This is a genomic window from Pedobacter sp. G11 (assembly GCF_003860265.1).
Classification (GTDB): domain Bacteria; phylum Bacteroidota; class Bacteroidia; order Sphingobacteriales; family Sphingobacteriaceae; genus Pedobacter; species Pedobacter agri.
The window spans coordinates 2,195,913-2,221,187 of record NZ_CP034190.1 but is presented as its reverse complement, the minus strand read 5'-3'; the positions used below and the strand labels follow the sequence as shown (position 1 = coordinate 2,221,187).

At 37.8% G+C, this 25,275-nt stretch carries 21 protein-coding genes; 7 read left to right on the top strand and 14 right to left on the bottom strand.

Annotation, left to right across the window (positions count from 1 at the left end; genetic code table 11):
* Positions 1-25: 25 nt before the first annotated feature.
* The 5 genes from EA772_RS09675 to EA772_RS09655 all read left to right on the top strand — a co-directional run bounded on the left by EA772_RS09675 (position 26) and on the right by EA772_RS09655 (position 5,030).
* Positions 26-925, top strand: coding sequence for a DnaJ C-terminal domain-containing protein (locus EA772_RS09675; protein ID WP_124912765.1), 900 nt, complete (start codon positions 26-28; stop codon positions 923-925).
* 5 nt (positions 926-930) lie between these two features.
* The gene (locus EA772_RS09670; protein WP_116169518.1) at positions 931-1,227 is read left to right on the top strand and encodes a chaperone modulator CbpM; all 297 of its coding nucleotides are present in this window, start codon (positions 931-933) and stop codon (positions 1,225-1,227) included.
* A gap of 103 nt (positions 1,228-1,330) precedes the next feature.
* Complete coding sequence (locus tag EA772_RS09665) at positions 1,331-2,905, top strand: helicase HerA-like domain-containing protein (RefSeq protein ID WP_124912763.1); 1,575 nt, start codon at positions 1,331-1,333, stop codon at positions 2,903-2,905.
* 158 nt (positions 2,906-3,063) lie between these two features.
* Positions 3,064-3,963 (top strand): sugar phosphate nucleotidyltransferase, encoded by a 900-nt coding sequence (locus tag EA772_RS09660; protein ID WP_124912761.1) that lies wholly within the window; start codon positions 3,064-3,066, stop codon positions 3,961-3,963.
* The gene (locus tag EA772_RS09655) at positions 3,954-5,030 is read left to right on the top strand and encodes a phosphotransferase enzyme family protein (protein WP_124912759.1); all 1,077 of its coding nucleotides are present in this window, start codon (positions 3,954-3,956) and stop codon (positions 5,028-5,030) included. Before EA772_RS09660 ends, EA772_RS09655 begins: the two co-directional genes overlap by 10 nt.
* A gap of 380 nt (positions 5,031-5,410) precedes the next feature.
* On the opposite strand, the gene dnaK is transcribed toward EA772_RS09655, so the two are convergent.
* The 11 genes from dnaK to hemA form a co-directional block, all read right to left on the bottom strand.
* Entirely contained in the window at positions 5,411-7,315 is a 1,905-nt protein-coding gene (gene dnaK / locus EA772_RS09650) for a molecular chaperone DnaK (protein ID WP_124912757.1), read from the bottom strand.
* A 322-nt stretch (positions 7,316-7,637) separates the two neighbouring features.
* Positions 7,638-8,792 (bottom strand): hypothetical protein, encoded by a 1,155-nt coding sequence (locus EA772_RS09645; RefSeq protein WP_124912755.1) that lies wholly within the window; start codon positions 8,790-8,792, stop codon positions 7,638-7,640.
* 140 nt (positions 8,793-8,932) lie between these two features.
* Positions 8,933-9,499 carry a CopD family protein gene (locus EA772_RS09640; protein WP_124912753.1) on the bottom strand — a complete coding sequence of 189 codons (567 nt, stop codon included), beginning with the start codon at positions 9,497-9,499 and terminating at the stop codon, positions 8,933-8,935.
* Positions 9,500-9,551: 52 nt separating this feature from the next.
* A complete protein-coding gene (gene hemE, locus EA772_RS09635) occupies positions 9,552-10,577 on the bottom strand; it encodes a uroporphyrinogen decarboxylase (RefSeq protein WP_124912751.1) in 1,026 nt (341 codons plus the stop codon).
* A gap of 144 nt (positions 10,578-10,721) precedes the next feature.
* Entirely contained in the window at positions 10,722-11,237 is a 516-nt protein-coding gene (locus tag EA772_RS09630; RefSeq protein ID WP_124912749.1) for a hypothetical protein, read from the bottom strand.
* Complete coding sequence (locus EA772_RS09625) at positions 11,237-11,941, bottom strand: response regulator transcription factor (RefSeq protein ID WP_010602455.1); 705 nt, start codon at positions 11,939-11,941, stop codon at positions 11,237-11,239. Before EA772_RS09625 ends, EA772_RS09630 begins: the two co-directional genes overlap by 1 nt.
* 8 nt (positions 11,942-11,949) lie before the next feature.
* Complete coding sequence (locus EA772_RS09620; protein WP_124912747.1) at positions 11,950-12,816, bottom strand: sensor histidine kinase KdpD; 867 nt, start codon at positions 12,814-12,816, stop codon at positions 11,950-11,952.
* 417 nt (positions 12,817-13,233) lie between these two features.
* The gene (hemL, locus tag EA772_RS09615; RefSeq protein ID WP_124915012.1) at positions 13,234-14,604 is read right to left on the bottom strand and encodes a glutamate-1-semialdehyde 2,1-aminomutase; all 1,371 of its coding nucleotides are present in this window, start codon (positions 14,602-14,604) and stop codon (positions 13,234-13,236) included.
* A 151-nt stretch (positions 14,605-14,755) separates the two neighbouring features.
* Positions 14,756-15,724 carry a porphobilinogen synthase gene (hemB, locus tag EA772_RS09610; RefSeq protein WP_124912745.1) on the bottom strand — a complete coding sequence of 323 codons (969 nt, stop codon included), beginning with the start codon at positions 15,722-15,724 and terminating at the stop codon, positions 14,756-14,758.
* A gap of 536 nt (positions 15,725-16,260) precedes the next feature.
* Positions 16,261-17,841: a hydroxymethylbilane synthase gene (gene hemC / locus EA772_RS09605; protein ID WP_116169504.1), complete on the bottom strand. Its 1,581-nt coding sequence runs from the start codon at positions 17,839-17,841 to the stop codon at positions 16,261-16,263.
* Positions 17,842-18,468: 627 nt separating this feature from the next.
* Positions 18,469-19,695, bottom strand: coding sequence for a glutamyl-tRNA reductase (gene hemA, locus EA772_RS09600; RefSeq protein ID WP_124912743.1), 1,227 nt, complete (start codon positions 19,693-19,695; stop codon positions 18,469-18,471).
* Between the two features lie 104 nt (positions 19,696-19,799).
* On the opposite strand from hemA, the gene EA772_RS09595 reads away from it, so the two are divergent.
* The gene (locus EA772_RS09595; RefSeq protein ID WP_124912741.1) at positions 19,800-20,192 is read left to right on the top strand and encodes a MauE/DoxX family redox-associated membrane protein; all 393 of its coding nucleotides are present in this window, start codon (positions 19,800-19,802) and stop codon (positions 20,190-20,192) included.
* Between the two features lie 321 nt (positions 20,193-20,513).
* On the opposite strand, the gene EA772_RS09590 is transcribed toward EA772_RS09595, so the two are convergent.
* Positions 20,514-20,741 (bottom strand): YtxH domain-containing protein, encoded by a 228-nt coding sequence (locus EA772_RS09590; RefSeq protein WP_010602515.1) that lies wholly within the window; start codon positions 20,739-20,741, stop codon positions 20,514-20,516.
* A 57-nt stretch (positions 20,742-20,798) separates the two neighbouring features.
* Here EA772_RS09590 and EA772_RS09585 point away from each other — a divergent pair, with 57 nt between their 5' ends.
* On the top strand, positions 20,799-21,623 hold the full coding sequence (locus tag EA772_RS09585) for a S9 family peptidase (protein WP_124912739.1): 825 nt from the start codon (positions 20,799-20,801) through the stop codon (positions 21,621-21,623).
* Positions 21,624-21,744: 121 nt separating this feature from the next.
* On the opposite strand, the gene EA772_RS09580 is transcribed toward EA772_RS09585, so the two are convergent.
* Together EA772_RS09580 and ispG are read right to left on the bottom strand one after the other, a co-directional pair.
* Complete coding sequence (locus EA772_RS09580; protein ID WP_124912737.1) at positions 21,745-23,019, bottom strand: mechanosensitive ion channel family protein; 1,275 nt, start codon at positions 23,017-23,019, stop codon at positions 21,745-21,747.
* Positions 23,020-23,273: 254 nt separating this feature from the next.
* The gene (gene ispG / locus EA772_RS09575; protein ID WP_124912735.1) at positions 23,274-25,256 is read right to left on the bottom strand and encodes a (E)-4-hydroxy-3-methylbut-2-enyl-diphosphate synthase; all 1,983 of its coding nucleotides are present in this window, start codon (positions 25,254-25,256) and stop codon (positions 23,274-23,276) included.
* Positions 25,257-25,275: the final 19 nt, after the last annotated feature.

Here is a 25,275-nt window from a genome sequence, read left to right as displayed (position 1 = left end):
CCACAAACTTATTTGTTTATATTCCATGGACTATATTGACTATTATAAAATCCTCGATTTAAAAAAAGATGCTTCAAACGATGATATAAAAAAAGCATATCGGAAGTTGGCGAGAAAGCATCATCCTGATTTAAATCCAAATAATGAAGAAGCGAACAAAAAATTCCAACAGATAAATGAGGCTAACGAAGTTTTAAGTGATCCCGACAAAAGGAAAAAATACGATAAGTATGGCAAAGACTGGCAACATGCTGATCAGTTAGATGCTCAGGAACAGCAACGCCGGCAATACCAATCTCAAGGTGGTGGTTATAGTGGCGGAGGTGGATATTCTGGAGGTTTTGGTGGAGAAGATTTTTCAGATTTCTTTTCATCAATGTTTGGTGGTGGTGGCGGACGAAGCGGTCGAAATTCACCATTCAAAGGCCAGGATTATAATGCCGATTTACAACTGAACCTGATAGATGCCTACACTACCCATAAGCAAACCTTAACTGTAAATGGTAAACAGGTTCGAATTACAATCCCTGCAGGTGTGGAGAATGGCCAAAAAATCAAATTACCAGGCTATGGCGCTGCAGGTGTCAATAATGGTCCTCCCGGAGATTTATACATCAAATTCAACATTTCAGATCATCCCCGCTTTAAAAGGAAGGGAAATGACATTTATATCCAGGAAGAAATTGATTTGTACACCGCAATTTTAGGTGGAGAGAAAATTGTGGAAACCCTCAATGGTAAAGTAAAATTGAAAATACCAGAAGGCACGCAACCCGATACTACACTCCGGTTAAAGGGAAAAGGTTTCCCTATTTACAAAAAGGCCGATGCATTTGGCAACTTGTATGTTAAATGGCAAATTAAATTACCTACAAATTTAACTGCCGAACAAAGAGAATTATTCGAAAAACTTTCCAAAAGCTAACCAATATGGAAAATAATCTAATATCAGTTGAAGATGTGTGCATACATCATCAGGTCAAAATCAATTTTATTCAGTCACTGGAAGAATTTGGTTTGATTCATACCACTATTATTAAAAAAACGGTTTGGCTGGATAGTGATGAACTGTCCAAACTTGAACGTTACTTACGACTAAGTAATGATCTGGAAATAAACTTGGAAGGTTTACATGCAGTAGCGCATCTATTGTCTCAATTGAGTGAAATGCAAGAGGAAATTATCTCACTTAAAAATGAGCTAAATTATTATAGACCGTTAAACTAGATCCTTAAGACAATCGTTTGTGCAAAAATTTGATGTGAAAGTGAAAGCCAAAACGCAATCTTTTTAAATTAGTTTCTTAAATTGGCGATCTAATTTTTAAAAAATGAGTGATTTGTCTTCAAAATTCATCGAAAAAATAAAATCATCCTATAGCCCAACAGGGTCTTATATTTATTTGGGAGCAGGTATTTTGGATGGGCAAGTTTACAGCGAAGCTGAAGTTAATCTGTCGTTAAAAATGATGAACAGGCACGGACTAATTGCAGGCGCAACAGGTACCGGAAAAACCAGAACGCTGCAATTACTGGCCGAGCAATTATCAGATGCCGCTGTACCCGTTTTCATGTTAGACGTTAAAGGAGATTTATCTGGCTTGAATCAGGCCGGTTCTATCAATCCGAAAATTGAAGAAAGATCTCAGCAGCTTAACAAAACCTTTTCTCCTTCCGGATTTCCGGTAGAAATATATTCTTTATCTGGAAAAATTGGCGCTCAGATGAGAGCGACGGTTTTGGAATTCGGTCCAACACTTTTATCGAAAGTATTGGATTTAAACGATACTCAATCTGGCGTAATGGCGGTAATATTTAAATATGCCGACGATAATAAAATGCCAATTATCGATTTAAATGATTTAAAGAAGCTCGTTTCCTATTTATCAGAAGGCGCAGGAGCCGCGGAAATTAAAGAGGTATATGGCAGTATTTCTACTTCAACTTCCGGAACAATTCTTCGAAAAATTGTTGCCATTGAGCAACAAGGCTTAGGTGGAATGTTCGGAGAGAAATCTTTTGATATTAAAGATTTATTTGAACGTGTAGACGGAAAAGGAACCATTAGTTTACTAAATATAGCTGATGTTCAAAATCAGCCAGTTTTGTACTCAACTTTTTTATTGAGTTTATTGGCCGAATTATTTAATACCATGCCCGAAGTTGGCGATTTAGACAAACCTAAACTGGTTTTCTTTTTTGATGAAGCGCATTTGCTTTTCAAAAATTCGTCAAAGGCGTTTTTGGAGCAAATCGAAACCATCATCAGACTAATCAGGTCAAAAGGAATTGGGGTTTTCTTTTGCACACAGGCACCAACTGATGTACCAGAAAGTGTTTTAGGACAATTGGGAAATCGTGTGCAGCATGCTTTGAGGGCTTTTACGCCGAACGATGTTGATGCGTTAAAGAAAACGGTTAATACCTATCCTAAATCAGATTTTTACCAGATAGATAAAGTTTTAACATCATTGGGAACTGGCCAGGCTTTGGTTACTGTACTCAACGAAAAAGGTATTCCAACGGAGGTTTCGGCAACAATGCTTACCCCGCCACGTGCCATCATGGGACCGCTAACTGCAGTTGATTTTGAGAAATTGGTGCAGGCAAGTGGAATGTATTTAAAATATAAAGATGCCGTTGACCCGGAAAGTGCTTACGATATTTTAACTAAGAGAATTAATGACAGGGCCGAAGCGGAAGAACAAGAAAAACAAGAAGTTGCAGCCCAAAAGCAACAGGAAATAGAAAGTAAACCTAAACCTGGTGAAAAGAGTTTTATAGAAAAGGTGATGGGCGCTACAATTACTCGCCAAATTGGTAAAGAGATTGTAAGAGGCATTTTTGGAATGCTTACCGGCAAAAAAACAAGAACAAAAAGTGGTGGCGGCTTATTTGGTTTTTAACGCCATTTTAAATTTTAATAGTACTAAATACCTATATAACAATTAGCACCCAAAATAGTATTTTCGCAATAGGAAATGCTGGATACTGAAACAATTTATACGTAAACCGATAACTTGTTATGGTTAGGCGTGCTAAACGAATAACATAAAAAAAATAGATGAAACCTACCTTATTAATATTGGCAGCTGGGATGGCTAGCCGCTACGGAAGTATGAAACAAATTGATGGCTTTGGTCCGAATGGAGAAACCATCATCGATTATTCAATTTACGACGCTATCCAAGCTGGATTTGGCAAAGTAGTATTTATCATCAAAGAAGAATTTGTTGAGAACTTTAAAGCCATATTCGAACCCAAATTGAATGGAAGAATTGAAACAGATTACGTATTCCAGAATTTCGATTTGAAACAATTCGGTATTGAAGAAGAAATTTATAGAGAAAAGCCATGGGGAACGGCTCACGCAATTCTCTCAGGCAGAAAAGTAGTTAAAGAACCTTTCTGTGTGATCAATGCCGATGATTATTATGGCTTTGATGCATTTAAAAAAATGGCTGACTTTCTTACTGCAGAAGCCACAGACAGTAATTATTCTATCATTGGTTATGAGATCGGTAAAACCCTTTCTGAGTTTGGAGCAGTATCAAGAGGTGTTTGTAAAGTAGATGATGCTGGAAATTTAACTGAGATTGTTGAACGTACAAAAGTTTACCCTAAAGATGGAAAGATTTTTTACGAAGAGGATGGCGAAGAATATCCTTTAGATTTCAGCACTCCGGTTTCGATGAATTTCTGGGGCTTCACTCCTGCCGTTTTTAAAATTACTGAAGAACTTTTTGTTGAATTTGCGGAAGCAAACAAAGATAAACCTAAGGCTGAATTCTTTATTCCGTTAATTGGTGAAAATCTGGTTAAAAGCAATACCGCAACATTTAAAGTTGTACCAACATCAAATAAATGGTTTGGGGTAACTTATAAAGAAGATAAACCGTATGTTCAGGATTCGATTGATCAATTGGTTAAAAACGGAACATACCCTGAAAAACTATGGAGTTAAATTTAGATTCTGAAGTTTTACTAGCCTTCGGATATACTAAAGAAACTGCCACAATTACACAAATAGGTTCGGGTTTAATAAACCGAACTTATTTGCTTTCTCCCCTATCTGAAGATCAAAAGTACATTCTTCAAAACATCAATACTTCAGTGTTCAGGAAACCTGAAGACATTGCTAATAATTTAAAGGCAATTGCCGATTATCTATCAAAAAACTACCCTGATTATCTTTTCATCAAACCTGTTTCTACCGTTGATGGAAAAGAAATGGCTATGATTGAGAGTGAGTATTGGAGGATGTTGCCTTTCGTTCCAAATACCGTCTCTTTAGATGTTTTGAGTGAGCCTCAGCAGGCTTATGAAGCTGCCAAACAGTTCGGAAAGCTAAGTGCCTTGCTAAATAATTTCGATGCAAGCCTGCTTGAACCCACTATCCCCGGCTTTCATGATTTGGGTTTACGATTTGAGCAATTTACGGCTGCGCTAACCACCACAACCAAAGAATTAAAAGGTAAGGCTAAGCCACAAATTGATGATGCGTTAAAACATAAATACATCCTCGATTATTATGAATCATATTCACACCGGGAAGACTTCCCTGATCGTGTTATGCATCACGATACAAAAATTAGCAACGTATTATTAAATGCAGAAACTTTTGCGGGTATTTGTGTGATCGATTTAGATACCATTATGCCTGGTAAGTTTATCTCTGATTTAGGCGACATGATGCGGACGTACCTTTGTGCATTCTCAGAAAATGAAAAAGATTTAAGCAAAATCGAAATCCGCCTTCCATATTTCGAAGCCATGGTTAAAGGTTATTTATCAGAAATGAAAAATATTCTTACCGAGACTGAAAAAGAACTTATCTTATTTTCAGGCAAGTATATCATTTACATGCAAGCTTTGCGTTTCTTAACCGATTTTTTAAATGGCGATATTTACTATCCGACAGCCTACCCTACACAAAATCTCGATCGGGCTAAAAATCAGTTTAAGTTGCTTCATGAATTAACGGTGAACGAAAAAGAATTACAGGATATTATTGAAGAGCATCTAGCTTAGACAATAGGTAACCAATTTTGATAAATCAGACAGCAGCGAAAATACTTTTGATTTGCAGTACCTTGAACTTACTGTCATGCTGAGGCACGAAGCATCTGCAACCTATGAAACAGATGCATCATTTCTCCGCATGACAGAAGTTTGAAAAAGATTGTAGCGAATGGCGGGGCTGCCGTTTCCGAAGTGTACTGAACCATTCATTTTCAAATAAAAGAAAGTCGTCATTGCGAGGCACGAAGCAATCTTATTCGTTTATTATCAATTCATATCTGTGAGATTGCTTCGTGCCTCGCAATGACGAGCATATAAAAACAAAAAAGCGTTCCTGAACTTAATCAGAAACGCTTTTTATATTTAATCTTCGGTCTTCCGACTAAAAACTATTTCTCTTCTTTTACCTCTTCGAAATCAACATCAGTAACGTTATCACCGCCACCTTGAGGCTGACCATCAGCTTGTGGTTGTTCACCACCTTGAGGCTGACCGCCATCTTTGTACATTTCCTCAGATGCTGCATTCCATGCATTTTGCAATTCAGCTTGTGCTGCATCGATATCTGCGAAGTTACGAGCACCGTGTGCTGCTTTTAATTTCTCTAAACCAGCTTCGATTGGTGCTTTTTTATCAGCAGATAATTTATCACCAAACTCTTTTAGTTGTTTCTCAGTAGAGAAAATTAAAGCATCAGCTCCGTTGATTTTATCAGCTTCTTCTTTTTGCTTAGCATCATCTGCAGCATTAGCTTCAGCTTCTTCTTTCATTTTTTTGATCTCAGCATCAGTTAAACCTGAAGATGCTTCGATACGGATTTTTTGCTCTTTACCGGTAGCTTTATCTTTTGCACTTACATGTAAAATACCGTTTGCATCAATATCAAAAGATACTTCTACCTGAGGCACACCACGAGGTGCTGGTGGAATACCATCTAAAATGAAACGACCAATTGTACGGTTTTGACCAGCCATTGGGCGCTCACCTTGTAAAATATGGATTTCTACTGAAGGTTGGTTATCAGCTGCAGTTGAGAAAGTTTCCGATTTTTTAGTTGGGATTGTTGTGTTAGACTCGATTAATTTAGTCATCACACCACCCATAGTTTCGATACCTAATGATAAAGGTGTAACGTCTAATAACAATACATCCTTCACATCACCAGTTAACACACCGCCTTGAATAGCAGCACCAATTGCTACAACCTCATCAGGGTTAACACCTTTACTTGGTTCTTTACCGAAGAAAGCTTTAACAGCATCCTGAATTGCAGGAATACGAGTTGAACCACCTACTAAGATAATTTCATCGATATCGCTTGTGCTCAAACCAGCATTTTTCAAAGCAGATTTACAAGGCTCGATAGTACGTTTGATTAAACTATCTGCTAATTGCTCAAATTTAGCACGTGATAATGTACGTACCAAGTGTTTCGGGCCGCTTGCATCTGCCGTAATGTATGGCAAGTTAATTTCAGTTGAAGATGTGCTTGATAACTCAATTTTAGCTTTCTCAGCAGCTTCTTTTAAACGTTGTAATGCCATTGGATCTTTAGCTAGATCCATGTTGTTTTCAGCTTTGAATTCGCTGGTTAACCAGTCGATAATGATGTGGTCAAAGTCATCACCACCTAAGTGTGTATCACCATCAGTAGATTTTACTTCGAAAACACCATCACCTAATTCTAAAACAGAAACGTCATGTGTACCACCACCACAGTCAAACACAACAATTTTCATGTCTTTGTGTGCTTTATCTAAACCATAAGCTAAAGCAGCTGCAGTTGGCTCGTTAATAATACGTTTTACAGTTAAACCTGCAATCTCGCCTGCTTCTTTCGTAGCCTGACGTTGTGCATCATTAAAATAAGCTGGTACAGTAATCACCGCTTCAGTAACTTCCTGACCCAGGAAATCTTCAGCAGTTTTTTTCATTTTTTGTAGAATCATTGCAGAAATCTCTTGTGGAGTATATTTTCTGTCGTCGATTTCTACACGAGGTGTATTGTTATCACCTTTAACAACTTTATAAGGTACACGTCCAGCTTCTTTCGCACTTTCGTCGTAGCTGTTACCCATAAAGCGTTTAATCGAATATATCGTTTTTGTTGGGTTGGTTATAGCCTGACGTTTAGCAGGCTCGCCAACTTTACGCTCACCGTTTTCTGCAAAAGCAACAATAGACGGTGTAGTACGTTTACCCTCACTGTTCGCAATAACTACAGGCTCATTGCCCTCCATTACGCTTACGCAAGAGTTTGTTGTTCCTAAGTCTATTCCAATAATTTTTCCCATTGTATTTTATTTTCTCTTTTTAAGTATTATAATTTCTACTCCTATTAAACAATGCTTGTGCCAATTGGTTTTTGGCAGAAAATATACCTAAAAGACTGATAAAATGTAAAAAACAAGGCAATAGTTTACTGACAGCATGACAGAAACGGAGGAGATGTCAAATAAGTGAATGTGCGAAAAGGCCTAACATGCGAAAGAAATCATCAACCTAACCAATTTTAGGTCCTTTCCAACTGAGTAAAGATTTATTACTTAGGTAAAGGAAAACTTTTTTTTTGAACTATGACGGTTTAAGGTTAACGCTGGCAAAACATTGGTTAGGTTAATTTGACTTCTTTACTTTAAACAACCTAAAATCTTGCTTGTATGTTAAGAAAAATGAGTGATTAAACTGAAGTTGTTTATCGGTATGATCCAAATCAATGTGTGGTTCAAATCGAACATCGAGGTATAAATGCGGAATCAATTCCTTTTGGTAAGCGTAACGTAGCGAAACAATGTTTCGGCCGCTCTGCTTTAAACCATTGGTATATAAATTACTTGAAACTGATTCGTATAACGGCATACCTTTAATCGAAATGAAGTTATTTCCTTTCCAGTAAGAAGCGACTAAACTGCCCCACTTACTTTCTACACCGGCATTCAACCAAAGACCGAAACCACCTTCGTAGGCTCTCCTTTTATCTGGAGATAAATCTTTATAAACCGCAATATAGTTATCAGTATAAACTTGTTTGATATTGGTATTAATTTCCTTATGCAATTTCAATCCAGCCGCACCGTTTAAAACTGTACTAATCGGAATCTCCTTTAACACATCTATTTGTCCACCTTGATGAAAAGCTAAAAACTGTGCGGGAAAACTAAATTTCCAGCCATTATTTTCGGCAATTGTTGTTTCTGTAGATAAACCTCCAACAATTTCTTCTTTTGCGGCTTCACCTTTATCAATCATTTTCTGCCAGGCAATCCAGGCATCTAAATTAAAGTTCTTTCGTTCAACCAATAGCTGTGTTCCATATTCTATCGGATTGGTAATTGTTCTTTCGAAGTTGTAAAGTGGTTCGATGTATTTATGTTGAATGCCACCTTCCAGACTACCGAAAATCAAAGTTAAATTGCGTTTGTGATATTTTAAACTAAATAATGGTTTTGCATCCGTGATTCCGTTTCGACCAAAATCTTTTCGGATAAAAGCACCTGCGGTTATGGCCAAATTTGGATGTGCATAATAAACAATTTGCGGCTGCAACTGGGTTCCATACAAAGTATAACCGTCGTGGAAATCATTGGTGTATTCGTAGTTCCGGACGTAGTTGAAGTTGTAAAAATTAAAATGAACTTCATTTGTTAAACTGCTATCCGGGCGGATCCTGTTCTCTAAAGCAGATTGGTTAAACTGTGCAGAGGCAACATAAGAAACAAATAGAAATGATATAAATAGTAAGGCCTTTCTAAGACCTGTGTTTGTAAACATGTGCTTGGTTTTTATCGCTCAAATTTAGGATAGTTTTTTCGTAAAGTGTAAAGCAGCGCATATCAAGTATCAAGAATTGAATACAAGTTGACGCAAGAGAAACAAAGAACTTTCTTTCTTTTAACTTTGGTCTTTTTGCTTTACTCTTTAAGCTTATTTTTCAACCTGTAATTCTTATACAACTTTACGGCAATCATAATTGCCATCGCAACGCCCATGATGCCAATCAAACCGTAAATCCAATTGATGGCACTTTTTAAAATTACGATAAACACAATGGCAATCATGAAAATGGTAGCTAACTCACGCCACAAACGGAGCTGAAAACTACTTAACTTAAACTCACCTCTTTTTAGCTGCTTAACGATGTTTTGGCAAATAAAATGATAGACGAGCAAACCCACTACAAAACCAAGCTTAACATGCATCCAGGGCATTTGTAATAACATTGGATGTAATGTGAGCATAGAAACCCCAGCCAAAACGGTGATAATCATTGCAGGTGTAGCAATGATTTTCCATAATGTAGCTTCCATCTTCGTAAACTGATTCACGAGAATACTTTTCTCGGGTTCTGGTTTGTCGTTAGCTTCCGTGTGGTAAATAAAAAGACTTAAAATATAAAATAAACCCGCCATCCAGCTAATTACAAATACAATGTGTACTGCAACAAAATAATAATAATACGGCTGTAGGGTTTCGATCATTGTCTCTAGAATTTACGCTCGCTGTTCAAGTCCCTTTAAGGGATTTAGGGGATTAATACCTAAATTCCTTTACCACATCAATTGCGTACTTTACATTATCAAAAGGAATATCTGGCATAATACCATGACCTAAGTTGAAGATAAAACCCTCAGTGCCACGCATACGCTCAAACAATTTATGAATTTGTGCTTTAATTACAGCTTGATCAGCATATAAAATGTGTGGGTCTAAATTTCCCTGAACAGCAATACCTTTTGGCAAAGCATTTTTAATGTTCAATAAATCTGCATTCCAATCAACAGAAATAACATCAGGCTTTGCCTCGGCCATAATTGGTGCAAAAACCGAACTTCCTTTACAGAAAGAAATTACCGGAATATCTTTTCTATTTAAATTCGCAATAATTTCCTGGATATAACGGTGTGAGAATTCCTGGTAATCATTCCAAGACAATGCCAACGCCCAGCTATCGAAAATCTGAACGGCATTCACTCCCGCAGCAATCTGTAGATTTAAATAATCAGCCGTTACTTTAGCAATTTTAGCCAGAAGCTTATGTGCTAATTCAGGTTGGTTATGAATAAAAAGTTTGGTTAATTTAAAATCTTTGGAAGAACCTCCTTCAATTAAATAACTCATTACCGTAAAAGGCGCACCAGCAAAACCGATTAAAGGAATACTTCCATCTAAACGTTGTTGAATCACCTTAATCGCATCCGCAACATATTGTAATTCATCCAAACAATCAACATTTAAGTTTTCGATATCTTGCGCATTACGCACAGGGTTTGCAAACTTAGGCCCTACACCTTGAGTGAAACTCAAATCGCCACCCATCGCCTCGCCAGTTACCAAAATATCGCAGAATAAAATCGCCGCATCAATACCCAACAAATCAACAGGAAGCATCGTTACATCTGCAGCAATTTCTGGAGTTTTACACATCTCTAAAAAAGAGTACTTGTTTTTAATCTCCCAATACTGTGGCATAAAACGACCTGCCTGACGCATCATCCACACGGGTGGGCGTTCTGTTTGTTTAGAAAATGCTGCGTCTAAAAATAAATTATTCTTCATGATTTGTTGTTGCTACCCCTTTTATTCGTCATGCTGATGACGTATGGATAAATTTTAATTGCGCAAAGGTATAAATAAAAAAAAAACGAAGTACCTTTTTATTCCTAAAGCGGTGCCTCGTTTCTCAAAATGACAATACGAATATTATAATTTGCTTATTTCTCTTTCTATTTTGGCGATAATGTCTTTAGAGCGTGAAGATTCTGAAAGTTCTTTAGCTTTTGCAACATAAACTTCTGCCCGTTCTTTATCTTTTCTTCGTAGAGCGAGATTGGCCAAATGGATGAGCACATACGACTTCTCATTTTTACCTCCAACAGGAAAACGACTGGCCAGCTGAAAATGATATTCAGCCTTTTCGTAGTCTTCCTCTTTCAAAGCTATATTTCCCTGCATGAACTCGTAATATCCCCTACGATTTTTCGATAATCTTTCCGGGTTGGGTATTTCGGCCAGCATCAGCTTTGCTTTTCCAAACTCATTATTCTTAAAATATTTAGAAGCCATTAAAACAGAACTGTGCCTGAAATGACTCCAGATAACAAAGACAAATAAAAAGCCGGCCACAGCGGCCAACTCATATTGAGTGAAAAACACGCATACCAGTGCAGCCAGTAGGAAAACGGCCATCAATGCATACCTGCCGAGACTATTGTACATTAATGACTATCTGTAAATTTATAGCCTACACCACGAATGGAATGGAAATAAACTGGATTTTTCTGATCTGGTTCGAAATATTTACGGAACGTTAAGATGAAATTATCAATCGTTCTGGTTGATGGATAAACATCATAATTCCAAACCGTTTCTAAAATCTGCTCACGAGAAACCGCATCGTTTTTACGCTCAATTAAAAGCTTTAACAGCATCGTTTCTTTCTTGGTTAAAGGTGTAATTGTTCCATCATCATGTTTTAATTCAAAAGAGTTAAAATAGATTGTTTTATCACCAATTTTGTAAGAGTTTAATTCTTTTAAATCATCAGATTTTAAACTGCGTTTAACTAAAATACCCACGCGAAGAATCAGCTCTTCTAAATTGAAAGGTTTAACTAAATAATCATCAGCACCTTTTTTCAAACCTAATACACGATCTTCTGATGTATTTTTAGCGGTTAAAAACATAATCGGAACTTCTGCATTTTCTAAACGAATCGTTTCACAAACCTGGAAACCATCCATTTCTGGTAACATCACATCTAAAACAATTAGATTGAAACGTTCCTCTTTAAATATTTTAAGAGCCGTTTTGCCATCTTTAACGGCGTGAACTTTATAACCCTCCAGTTCTAGGTTTAATTTAATAGCATCCAACAAGTGGTCCTCGTCTTCAACCAATAGAATTCTTAATTTTTGTGACATAATTGAGATTAACTAAATGTTACTTCAAAAATACTTCCTTGAGGCAAATTGTCTTTTACTGTAATATCTGCATCATGGTATTGTAAAACCTCTTTCACAATAAACAAGCCTAAACCTGTTCCTTTCGCTTTCCTGACATTCTCATTACCAACGCGGTAAAACTTATCAAATATCAACATTTTTTCGGCATCTGAAATACCTGGTCCTTTATCAATCACACTTAGCTGAATATGTCCGTCAACCTTATCTAAAAGCACATTAATCTCGTCACAAGGGCTGGAATACTTTACCGCATTTTCTATCAAATTCGTCACAACTGACGATAAGGCAAATTTGTCACCCATGATCTGCAAATTTGGCTGAATTTGAGCATTTATCAATTGTTCATTTCCGCATGAATGAACCTGTAACCGATCCGTAATCTTATAAACCAGTTCCGAAAAATTAAATTCCTCTTTCGGAAAAGTATAAGAACGGTTTTCAATTTTTGTCGCCAGCAGCATATTTTCGACCAAATCATCTAAACGCTCAATATCTTTTAAAGAATTATTTAACAAAGAAACCTGCCGTGCTTTATCCAAATCTCTTTTAACAATGGTTTGGATGGAAAGTTTTATCGCAGCCAAAGGCGATTTCAACTCATGTGTAATCGACATTAAAAAATTCTGTTGCTGCTCCCTTAATTTATCTTCCCGTTTTAACGATTGGTGCAAAAAATAACCACCAATGCAAAGCAAGAATAAAAACACAGAGCCCTCTCCCATAATCATGGTCATGCGGCTAGGCTGCAAACGCACCACCAAAGTCCCCCATGATATAAGCTGGATTAAAGCGTAGAGCAGTAAGGCGTAAAATATGATAATGGATTTTTTCATTTGTGTTTAAAAGGATAACAAAGTACTTCTTATTACTAAATTATATCAATTGGAAAGCAAATTCCTGTTCATTTTGGTTATTTCAGTCCCGCTTTTTGCTTCAATCTTTTTGCGATTGTCAGTCTGAGCTTGTCGAAGACCTACATCAAAAAGTATTTCCGCTTCAATCGGGTTTAGGGAACTTAGGCTTCTGAAAGAAATTAAAAAACCACCCCAGGCTCCCAATAATCGGGCAATGTTTCATCATGCTTCCATCATTGCGAGGAACAGCCTGCCCCGACATTTCGGGGAAGCAATCCTACAACCATCGCTGTTTTACAAACCAGAGCTTAAAAATTGCTCCGTTCTTCGCAATGACGACTTGGCGAGCTCATAATTTCCTGCCTACTGCAGGCAGGTATGTCTTATATGGTTAAATTACTTCTTAAACACCAAATCCAGCGCTTCAAAAATTGCTCGCTTCGCTTTTTCCAATTCTATTTTTGTGTGTGCTGAAGATACGAAACCAACCTCATATCCCGACGGGCCCAAATAAATCCCTCTATTCAACAATTCACGGTGCATCACTTTGAACTTCTCCATGCTGCTTGCATCAATATCATCTGCCGATTGAATTTTATCCTTGTCTGTGAATGCAAACCAGAAAATTGAGCCAACCGTAAAAACCTTAAATTTATAATTTCTCGCGGTAGCAAAACGTTGAATACTCGCCACAAAATCCTGAGTTTTGTTATTTAAATCTTTATAAAAACCAGATTTATTTAGTTCTGTCAGCGTTGCAATACCCGCAGCCATCGCTACAGGATTACCAGATAATGTACCAGCCTGGTAAACGCCTCCATCAGGTGAAATATGCGCCATTATTTCAGCTCTTGCACCATACATACCGACAGGCAAACCACCACCAATGATTTTGCCATAGGTTACGATATCTGGTGTGATGCCGTAATATGCAGCAGCGCCCTCAAAACCAACTCTAAAACCAGTAATTACCTCATCAAAAATTAAAAGCGAATTATTTTCCGTACAGATTTTACGCAAGAAATGAATGTATTCTTCATCCTGCATAATGAGACCATTGTTAGCAGGAATACCCTCGATAATTACCGCAGCAATCTGGTCTTTGAATTGTGCGAATGCCTGTTCAATAGCCGTCTTATCATTTAGAGGAATCACAATCGTTTCCTCAGCAAAAGATTTTGGCACACCAGCAGAAGAAGTTTCGCCAAATGTAACCAAACCCGAACCGGCTTTTACTAAAAGCGAATCACTGTGACCATGGTAGCAACCTTCGAACTTTAATATTTTATCTCTGCCAGTAAATCCTCTTGCCAAACGAATTGCCGACATTACCGCTTCAGTACCAGAACTGGTAAAACGAATTTTTTCTACGAAACGATTGTTTTTAATAATCAATTCTGCCAGTTCATTCTCTAAGGCTGTAGGTGCACCAAAGCTCATTCCGTTCTGCATAACCTCAGTAACTTTCTCCCGAATTTTAGGGTTGTTATGACCTAAAATCAATGGACCCCAGCTTCCACAGAAATCGATAAATTGGTTTCCATCAGCATCCCAGATATAGCACCCATCACCCTTTTCAATAAAAAGCGGTGTACCATAAACAGATTTGAAAGCCCTAACGGGTGAGTTTACGCCTCCGGGGAAATACGTTTTTGATTTCTCATACAACTCCGCAGATTTAACCCTCGAAATATCAGGTTTACTTCCAGTATTTACCGGAACATCGGCCTCATTGCCTGAAAACATTTTCTTTAATGAATCTAACATCATAGTAAGTTTTAAGTTGTACGTATTAAGTTTTAAGTAAGTGCCAAACGCATAAACTAAACCTAAATTTCAACTCGTCGTTTAAGTGGTGAGTAGTAAGTTCTAAACTTACGTTAAAACGTAAAACTTAAAACCTATAACTTACAACTCTTTAAAGCCAATTGTTATTTAAAATATCTTTAATGTGGTAAGTAGTAATTATGCTTGCTCCTGCTCTGGCAAAGGCATGCATCGTTTCCATCACTACCTTTTGTTCATCAATCCAGCCACGTTCTGCTGCTGCTTTAACCATCGAATATTCACCCGAAACATTGTAAACCGCAATGGGCAAATTCGTGTCTTGCTTTAAACGCTGAATGATATCCAGGTAAGCCAAACCTGGTTTTACCATTAATACATCTGCACCTTCCTGTTCATCCAATTGTGCTTCACGTAAAGCTTCCAGCGGATTTCTGAAATCCATCTGGTAGGCTTTTCTATCGCCTTTGCTTGGTGCACAATCAGCAGCCTCTCTAAACGGACCGTAATAAGCTGATGCAAATTTGGTGGCGTGACTCATAATGGCCGCGTTTACGAAACCATTTTCATCCAATAGATTACGCATCGCTTCAATCCTGCCATCCATCATGTCTGATGGTGCGAACATATCTGCCCCGGCCTGTGCATGTGTTAAAGCCATTTTTGCGATTACATCAACGGTTTTATCATTCTGAACGTAATCGTTCTCCATGATTCCGCAATGACCGTGATTCGTATATGAACAAACACAAACATCGGTAACTACATATAAATCCTCCCCGAATTGTTTTTTCAATTCACGAACAGCAGTGGGTACCAACGAATGGTCGTGATAAGCAGATTTTGCATCCGGTGATTTTTCATCGCCCACCCCAAAAAGCATGATTTTATTCAAGCCTTTTTTCATTCCCGCTTCTACATCTCTAACCAAAGTATCAACCGAATAGTGGTTAACACCCGGCATGGCATCAATTGCATGCGTAACATTCGTTCCTGGCACCACAAAATAAGGGTACACAAACATATCTTTCGATAGTCGGGTTTCGGCTACCATCTCTCTAACCAACGGGTTTTTCCTCAATCTTCTCGGGCGATGTAACATTTTTTTAGTATCAAGTATATAGTATCAAGTATCAAGACTTGAGTATTATTTTTATGAGCGCCATGGTTCGTTTCTTCACGAAACATTATTTAATATTTTATTTTGAAAAGCAATTCCAGTAATTCTTAGGTTATCTCAGCCCCGCTTTTCGTTTCAATCTTTTTGCGGTTGTCAGTCTGAGCCTGTCGAAGACCTGCAACAAAAAGTATTTCCACTTCAATCGGGTTTAGAGAACTTCTATTTGTGTATAATAAACTAAATCCTCCCCCTGCCCCCTCCAAAGGGGGATATCCCTCAAAGTTTATAATTATAGCTAGCCGCCGAGCATTCCCCTCTTCCAGAGGGGTGTCCGCAGGACGGGGTTATTTTTTTATATATCTGCTATACTTCTTTCTCCAAACCTATTTTACTCACTTTAAGATTGCTTCGTACCTCGCAATGACGATGGGGTCTTGCTTATCGCTTTAGTCTTTGGTCTTTCAGCTTTATTCTTCTGCACCCAAACCCTCCACCTTAAACCTTTAAACCCTCAACCTCTATTTAATTTCTATTCCAAAAACTGCCTCAGATAATCCGATTTCATCAGGTGAATAAGGTAAAGTATATTTCACGCCCATTTCATCGAACTTCTTCCCTGTAGAATTACCGATGGCAATCACTTGCTGACCGGGTTCTAATAAATTATCAGCGAAATAAGCATCCACGTTTGATGGACTGGTAAAGATTAAAACATCAGCATAACTCTGGTCGATATTTTCTTCGATTACCGTTTCGTAAATTGGCAAATCAATCACCTTTGCGTCAGCAGGTAATGATTTTTGTATCGATTGCAGCGAATCCTGTGCTCTAGGAAACAGTACATTCTTCCCTGAAACCAACTTTGCGAAATCTTCAGCAACCTCCGAAATATCGCCACTTGCGCCAACAAAATCGGCGAAATGATTGAACTTACGTAAGGCATCTTCAGAACCTCTACCCACTACACCAAATTGTGTTTTCTTTGGTAACTGAGGCTTCAAATTGAAGAAATATTCTACACTGTTTCTGCTACTGAAGAAAATCCAATCAATATTTTTTAAAATGAACTGGTCTAAAACGGTAACAATAGGAAAAGTGCGAATTAACGACCTGCCTTCAATTTCTATGTTATTACTTTCTAAAGCTTTGCGGAAGTAGCTGTGCTCGCCAATTTCACGGGAAATAAAAACCTTTGCGGGCTTTTTGCGTGTTTTATCAAATTTAGCAACGATTTTTTCAGCTAAACCTGCAGTAGTTTCTGAACGTAAAAATAAGCGCTCAGGAAAATCATCAGCTGTTTCAGCTTTTGAAGTCCATACTTCAAATTCATTATCTTCTTTTTTGCAATAACAACCTAAAGGCATGTGACAACCACCTTCAAAAAGATTCAAAACTTTGCGTTCTACCCCAACTTCTTCTGCTGTAGCCGGGTCGTGAAGTTTTTGCAGCGCATCGAAAAGCTCGGTATCATTTTCCCTGATTTGAATGGCCAAAGCACCTTGAGCTGGAGCCGGAACAAATTCAGTTGGCTCTAATTCCTCAACATGAAATTCACTAACATCTAAACCTAAACGTTTAATACCAGCTTTTGCCAGCATAATCGCATCGTAGTCTTCATCACGCAGTTTTTGAATGCGGGTGGGAACGTTTCCTCGTAAATCTTCAATTTCCAAATCAGAACGTAAGCCTAAAAGCTGGGCTTTTCTTCTGTTTGATGATGTACCCACCATTGCGCCTTTTTTTAAAGAAAGCTTTTGAGAAACATCAACACAATCTTTTAAAATCAACAGATATTCCGTTGCCTCTTCGCGAGGTGGAATCGCAGCTATGGTTAATCCGGCAGGATGCGTAGTTGGCAAGTCTTTTAAGCAGTGAACCGCTAAATCGATTGTACCAGCCAAAAGTTCTTCTTCCAATTCTTTGGTAAAAAAGCCTTTTCCTTCCAATTTATCTAAACGCAAATTCAGAATTTTATCACCCTGCGTTTTAATAATTTTAATTTCCGCTTCAATTCCAATTGCCGCCAATTCACTTTGAATGTGATTAGCCTGCCATAATGCAAGTTCGCTACCGCGTGTTCCGATGGTTAATTTCTTCACTGTATTGTTAAATGATTTGCAAATCTAACTAAATACGGCCTTATCTAGTAAATTGTTTAAAAATGAGACAGTGAGGTTACAGTTCGGAGTGAAAAGCTGAAAGTTTGAAGTTGAAAGCTGAAAGTGAAAAGTTGAAAGTGAAAAAACTAGATGGTTTATATAACATTGAGAGAATTTTATGCGATTTGCGATTTCCGTCCCTTGGAGGGGTGCCCGCAGGGCGGGGTGGTCTTCATTTATCCAACAAATATAGATGTTACTACTGTTTCCGTTATTGCGAAATCGATTTTTCATCGATTGAACCAATCTCATTTATTATATTATTTATTAAAAGAGATTGCTTCCCCGAAATGTCGGGGCAGGCTGTACCTCGCAATGACGAGTGCTCTAAACAATGCCTCATGGGAGTTTTTAAGTTTCTTATACAAACAGATTATTCTAAACCTGATTGTAGCGAAAATACTTTTTGTTGCAGGTCTTCGACAGGCTCAGACTGACAATGACAAAAAGATTGAAACGGAAAGCAGGACTGAACCAACCGAAAAGCACAGAAAATTGCTTTTCCAAAAAAATAGAAAATTAACTTGGCGTTATTTGCGCCTAAACTTTGTGAACTTTGCGGTGAAATTAAGATTCTTTAACCAAAATTTCTTTGGCCATAATCATCGGAACGCTGATACATTTTTTCTCCATGTAGTTCATTACACGTTCCAGAACCTCACGGGAAGCTTCATCCATTTGGCTGATTTCATCGGCAAAAACACCATTTAAAGCGGTATTTTTGATTTCTTTAATCTTCCGGGGAACTTCCTGCATGGCCAGTTCGATGCGGCGTTGTTTTAAAACCGTAAAAAACTCTGCAATATTTGTGTTGATGATATCTTCTGCGTGAACCAGTTCGTTGTAACGCTCCTGAATATTTTTACGGGCAACTTCTTTTAAAGATTCTACCTCTATGTAATGAATTGGATTGTTGTGAATAACCGCCGGGGCAACGTCATTTGGAATAGCCAAATCAACAATTACCTTCTTGCCGGTATCGCCATTAAGCAATTTTGCGTAAAGTGCCTCATCAATAATAGCTTCTGTTGCACCAGTGCAAGTAATAATCACATCGAAACCTTCCGTAAAATTTTCTAACTCGGCGAGTGAATAAGCCTTTCCATTTAGTTCTTCAGCCAAAGTTTCGGCTTTGGAAAGCGTACGGTTAAAAATTGAGAAGTTTGAATACTTATGCTTGTTAAGATATTTCGCAATGTTTTGGTTGGTTTCGCCAGCACCAATAATTAACACGCGTGAATTGCCACACATGTTTAATTCTTTAAGCTTACGATAAGCCAAAGAAACCACTGAAACCGGATTTTTGGAAATATTAGTGTGCGTGTAAACCTCTTTCGCCGTTTTCACTACCCTATCCATAATCATCCGCATGTAATCGCCCGTAAAACCTGCATCGCGGCAATTTTCATAAGCTTTACGAATTTGCGCCAGGATTTCCTTTTCGCCAACAACCAAACTTTCTAAAGAACAAGACGTTCTTAATAAGTGATTAAAGGCTTCTTCGTTTTCATAAACCGTAACATTATCGAGAAAACGCTCCATGAATTCTGGAGGTAAACCCATATCCAAAACAGTAAGAAACTTGGTGACGAATTCTTTATCGGTTTTTTCTTTGGTAAGAAAAACAAATTCAACACGGTTACAAGTACCGATGTAAAAAATTTCGCTAACGGGAAGCTCTGCCTGAAGATTCCTCAACCTGTTATCTAGACTCTCGTCACAAATAACTAATTTCCCTAAAGATTTCAGGTCGATGTGGTGATGCGTAAAAGCTATTACTTTTAAATATTCCAAGTGCTTCCGTTGTTAACTATTATCGGGATACAAAAGTAACACGGTTGGTGCATGTCAACGTCATTAATCTGTAATTTACATTAATTTAGAACGGTTTTAAATAGATGCATAACCCTGACAAACCCAATGTTACTTTCAAAATTCTATTATGGATTTATGCCCTATTCTATATGCTGGCAGGCTTTAGTCATTTTATTTCTACTACCGGATATTATGCAATAATGCCAGAATGGTTGCCGGCTCACAAATTTTTAATTTACTTATCGGGCATTTTAGAAATTTCCTTTGGAATAATGCTGCTTTTTTCTAACACAAGAAAGTTGGGCGCATGGTTAATTATGCTGATGCTTATAGCCTTTATGCCCGCACATATTTACATGATTCAGAAAGCGCCATTCATGTTGAAGTCAATTGAAATTACACCCTTCATAGCATGGATGCGGATTCCCTTTCAGGCAGTGTTTATCTGGTGGGCATGGATTTATACGAAAAAATAGGATTATTTTGAAAAGCAATTTCAGTGTTGCTATTGAATGTTAGTCCCGCTTTTCGCTACAATCTTTTTGAACTTCTGTCATTCTGCTCCAATTCCGTCATTGCGAGGAGGAATGTCGTGGCAATCTTCCTCTTAAATCCAACAAAAAGTATTTCCGCTACAATCGGGTTTAGAAACACTGGCTTGCATAACAAACCTAAAAAGAAAATCAGCAAGCTCCATGGGCGCCTCTTCAATGAAACGGAATGGCAAATTGCCGATTCCTCTGCAAACAAAAAAAGGTAAAACTTAAGTTTTACCTTTTTGCAACTTGGGTATTAAATTATTTTTTTTCTTCTTCTTTTGAGGTTAAATCTTCCCATTTTTCCTCAGCTTGTTCTTTCAAATCTTCAGCCTTTTCCTTAGTTTCTTCCCAGATATCTTCTGCTTTTTCTTTGATATCATCAAAAGTATCTTCTGCCTTGTCTTTAAATTCGTTAAATTTATCCTTCAAACTATCAAAAAATCCGTTTTCTGATTCAGGGTTTGGTGTTTGGTTTTCTGTTGCCATAATTAAAAATTTTATAGCGTAAAACAAACACTATTCCACAACAGCTGTTAAAATATTATGATTGTACAAAATGATTTCAGCCTAAGCGGTGCAGACGGAAAGCTAATTATCGGAGATATTACTTTTGATGATAAAAACTCAAATACGCCAATAGTACTTTTTGTTCATGGTTTCAAAGGCTTTAAAGATTGGGGCGCACACAATTTAGTTGCCCGATATTTCGCAGCCAATGGTTATCGGTATATAAAATTCAACTTATCGCACAGCGGCGTACCGGCAGATAATCCAAAAGATGTGAGCGATTTAAATGCTTTTGCGAGTAATACCTTTTCGAAAGAACTCTTTGATGTGAATGCCGTACTTGATTACATTGAAAAGGTTTATGGTAACAATACTAAAGTGAATTTAATTGGCCATAGTCGCGGCGGTGGCTTAGCGATAATTGAAGCCGCTCACGATTTGCGAATTGCTAAATTGATTACCTGGAGTGCCATTTCAAATTTTGATAGCCTTTGGAAAAAAGAGCAGGAAGCGGAATGGAAAAGTACAGGCAAAATCTATGTAACCAATGCCAGAACAAAAGAGCAAATGCCTTTAAATGTTGAGCTACTGCAAGATTTTGAAGAAAATGCGGAAACACTAAATATTATCGAAGCTGCCAAACGAATTAATATTCCATGGTTAATTATTCAGGGTGATGAGGATGTAAATGTTCCTTTCGAAAATGCACAAAAATTAGCCGATGCGAATCCAGGTAGTAGATTGATAAAAATCGAGGGCGCAAATCATGTTTACGGCGCTTCGCATCCTTATGAAAACGAAACCTTGCCTCCACTTTTATTTAAGGTTTGCGAAAAGGTTTTGACATTTTTAGGGGAGTAAATCTCTAGATGATGAGACGAAATTCTTAATTAAGGCACAGCCAGAAAATGTACTTCTGTATGCTAATGCAGAGTCAATAGGTTAGAGATTAATCGGTACGTTCAGAATGATAACAGCAATCTTAATCATTGCCTCTGCTTACAAAACCACGCATATCGCTTCCACTCGGACTTTGGAAAATTTCTAAATCAAAGTAAGGAACCGCAGCAAGTAAATGGTCAAAAATATCGGCTGCCACCTCCTCGAACTTCCTTAAGCCCTTCTCTTTCGAAAACACGTAAATTTCGATAGGTAAACCATTTTCTGTGGCTTGTAACTGGCGCACCATAAACGTTAAATCGGTATTGATGAAAGGATTGCTTTCTAAATATTTTTCTGCATAAACTCTAAATGTACCAATGTTCGTCATGTGCTTTCCGTTAACCAGATTATTTGGATTTACTGCATTTTCAGCGTTAAACTTGGCAATTTGCAACTGGGTTTCCGCTAAATAATCTTTCAGAAAATCGATGTTTTGCAAACGGGAAATGAGTTCATCATCGCAAAATTTAATGCTCGAGATTTTAATATTGATGTGGCGTTTAATTCTTCTCCCCTCACTTTCTTCCATTGCCCGCCAGTTTTTAAAAGATTCACTCACGATGGCATAACTCGGCACAATGGTTACGGTTTTATCCCAATTACGCACTTTAATTGTAGTCAGGTTAATTTCTGTTACCTCGCCATCAGCACCATATTTTTCGACTGTAATCCAATCGCCAACTCGAACCAAATCAATGGCACTCATTTGTACGGAGGCCACAAAACCTAAAATCGGGTCGCGAAAAACCAAGATAAAAACTGCCGTTACCGCTCCAAAACCACCAAAAATATACAAAGGAGATTGGTTTAATATGATGGAGAGAATCAGGACGAACCCTAAAATATAAATAATGATTTTCGCAACCTGCTTGTAACTTCTGATGGGTTTATCGGCATATTTCTTGGAGGCTTCCATGATGGAAACCATGGCGTTTAAAAATGCATTGATGGCAAACATTGTGGCTAGCACCACGTAAATTCTGGAAAATATCAATGCATAAAAAAGCCAGTGTTTGAAATCAATAAATACGAAAGGAACGGCATTGTAAATAATGTATGCACCAAATATTAAAGCAAAAGCTCTAAAAACCCTGAATTCGAAAAGTGCTTTTTGCCAATCGGTTTTGGTTTTAGCACTTCTTACTGCAAAAATAAATACCTGCCTGGTTAAGAATATGGTAATAAAAAGGAATAGCGTTACGCCAATTAAACCAATAAAAAAATATGAATAAACCAGTTCGGCGCCAGAAAGGTCTTTTTCTATCAGCCAGTTTCTGAATTCGCTAAATATGGTTTGAAAGGTTGGAATATTCATTGAGTTAATTTAGTATTTATTGGCTAGAAAAGTAAATTGTATATTGACTTACGCCATATTGAGCTTTTTAAAACATATTTACATAGCTCTTCAATAGACTAGCTGCTCTGTCTTATAAGGCCACCATTGAGAATAAGTACTTCATCGATTGAAGCAATTTCATTTTGATATCGAAGTAGAAAGTGATTGCTTCGTGCCTCGCAATGACGGCCGTCCTGATTTTCACTTGAATTGATTTCTTAAAAAATAACAGGCTATTCTTTCTCTATCCAATTGCCATCACCTTTTATAATATCAATTAATTCATCCAAGGCAAAAGCTGTATTTACATTTTTCTTAACCACTTCCTGACCACGGTACAAAGTAATTTTGTCAGGGCCTGTACCTACATAACCATAATCGGCATCAGCCATTTCGCCCGGACCATTTACAATGCAACCCATAATTCCAATTTTAAGGCCTTTCAAATGGTCTGTTCTCGAACGAATCAATTGAGTAGTTTCCTGTAAATCGAAAAGCGTTCTGCCACAACTTGGGCAGGAGATATATTCAGTTTTACTGATTCTGGTTCTGGTAGCCTGCAAAATCCCAAAGCTGGTCGAGTTAATTAATGCTAGATTCTGACCTGAAGCATCTATCCAAATTCCATCGCCAAAGCCATCAGTAAATAATGCGCCAAAATCAGTTGATGCATAAAGCTGCAAATTATCAGCATTTAATGTTTCATAAGTGCGCTTAATAATTACCGGAGTTTGAATATTTCTTTCTTGCAAAGCGACAAAAAAAGCCCTTTGCTCTGCCATGCCGTGACTTGCTGTAGTTTTCAATACAAAAACGACATTTATCAACTGATGTAAAGACAAATGATTGAACTGCGCTGCATCAATTTCTACGAAATTTAAATGCTCATCTTTAACCGCAGCTTCGTTGAACTCATCCAAAGAAAATAATGGATGACAGTTATTTTTATCTTGAAGTTTCAACCAGGTTTGATAGTTGTAAACCTGCTTTAAATTCCCAGGAAAAGAAAATGACGGTAAATGATCACCCAAAAAAGCCAAATCGCAAGCTTGGTCTGATAGGTTATATTTATCTAAACCAGCGCTATAATTGTAACCAATAGCATTTAAAAAGTAAGGGTCTTTCAGGTTTTCTTTAGAAACATCAATCATCACAACCGGATGATGGTGACCTCCGATGTGCTGAACACTTTCTGTTGTTCTTCGCGAATATTGGTATGGATTGTAAGTTGGTGATTGTCTTTCGACAAGCTCAGGATGACATACGACAGTATTGCTTTCAACTTTCCACTTTAGACCTTCAGCTCTATTCACATACCTATCTGCCAATGCTTTTGCAACAGGCGCTTCAAATTCCGGATCTTCGGTTAAGGAAACACGAATGGTATCACCCAAACCATCTTCTAACAAAGTACCAATTCCAACGGCTGATTTTATACGCCCATCTTCCCCGTCGCCAGCTTCAGTTACGCCTAAGTGCAAAGGATAATTCATACCTTCTTTCACCATGGTTTCAACCAACAAACGATATGCTTGAACCATTACTTGCGTGTTGCTGGCTTTCATCGAAATCACCAGGTTATAGTAATTTTCGGCTTCGCACATGCGGATAAATTCCATCGCCGATTCTACCATACCCCGTGGCGTATCGCCATAATGGCTCATAATTCGATCAGACAGCGAACCATGATTGGTACCGATTCGCATAGCAGTACCATATTCTTTACAAATTTTGATTAGGGGAACAAACTTTTTATTGATCCGCTCTAACTCCGCAGTGTAGGCATCCTGCGTATATTCCAGGTTCTCAAATTTCTTTTTATCTGCATAATTTCCCGGATTCACACGAACTTTTTCCACAATCCTTGCCGCCATTTCCGCAGCATTTGGCGTAAAATGTATATCGGCAATTAAGGGAACATCGTATCCTCGAAACCGTAATTCTTTTTTGATGTTGGCTAAATTTTCAGCTTCTTTTATACTCGGAGCAGTAATCCGAACATATTCACAACCTGATTCTACCATTCGGATGGTTTGTTCAACGGTTCCAATGGTATCCATGGTATCGGTAGTCGTCATCGATTGAATGCGAATAGGATTATGGCCACCCAATGCGATGTCACCAATCTTTACCTCACGAGTTAGAAACCTCGAATATTGCGTTAAACTATTGCAATATCCACCTGCTAATTCAGGTTTTACCGATATATTTTCCATGCGACTGCAAAGATAAGGA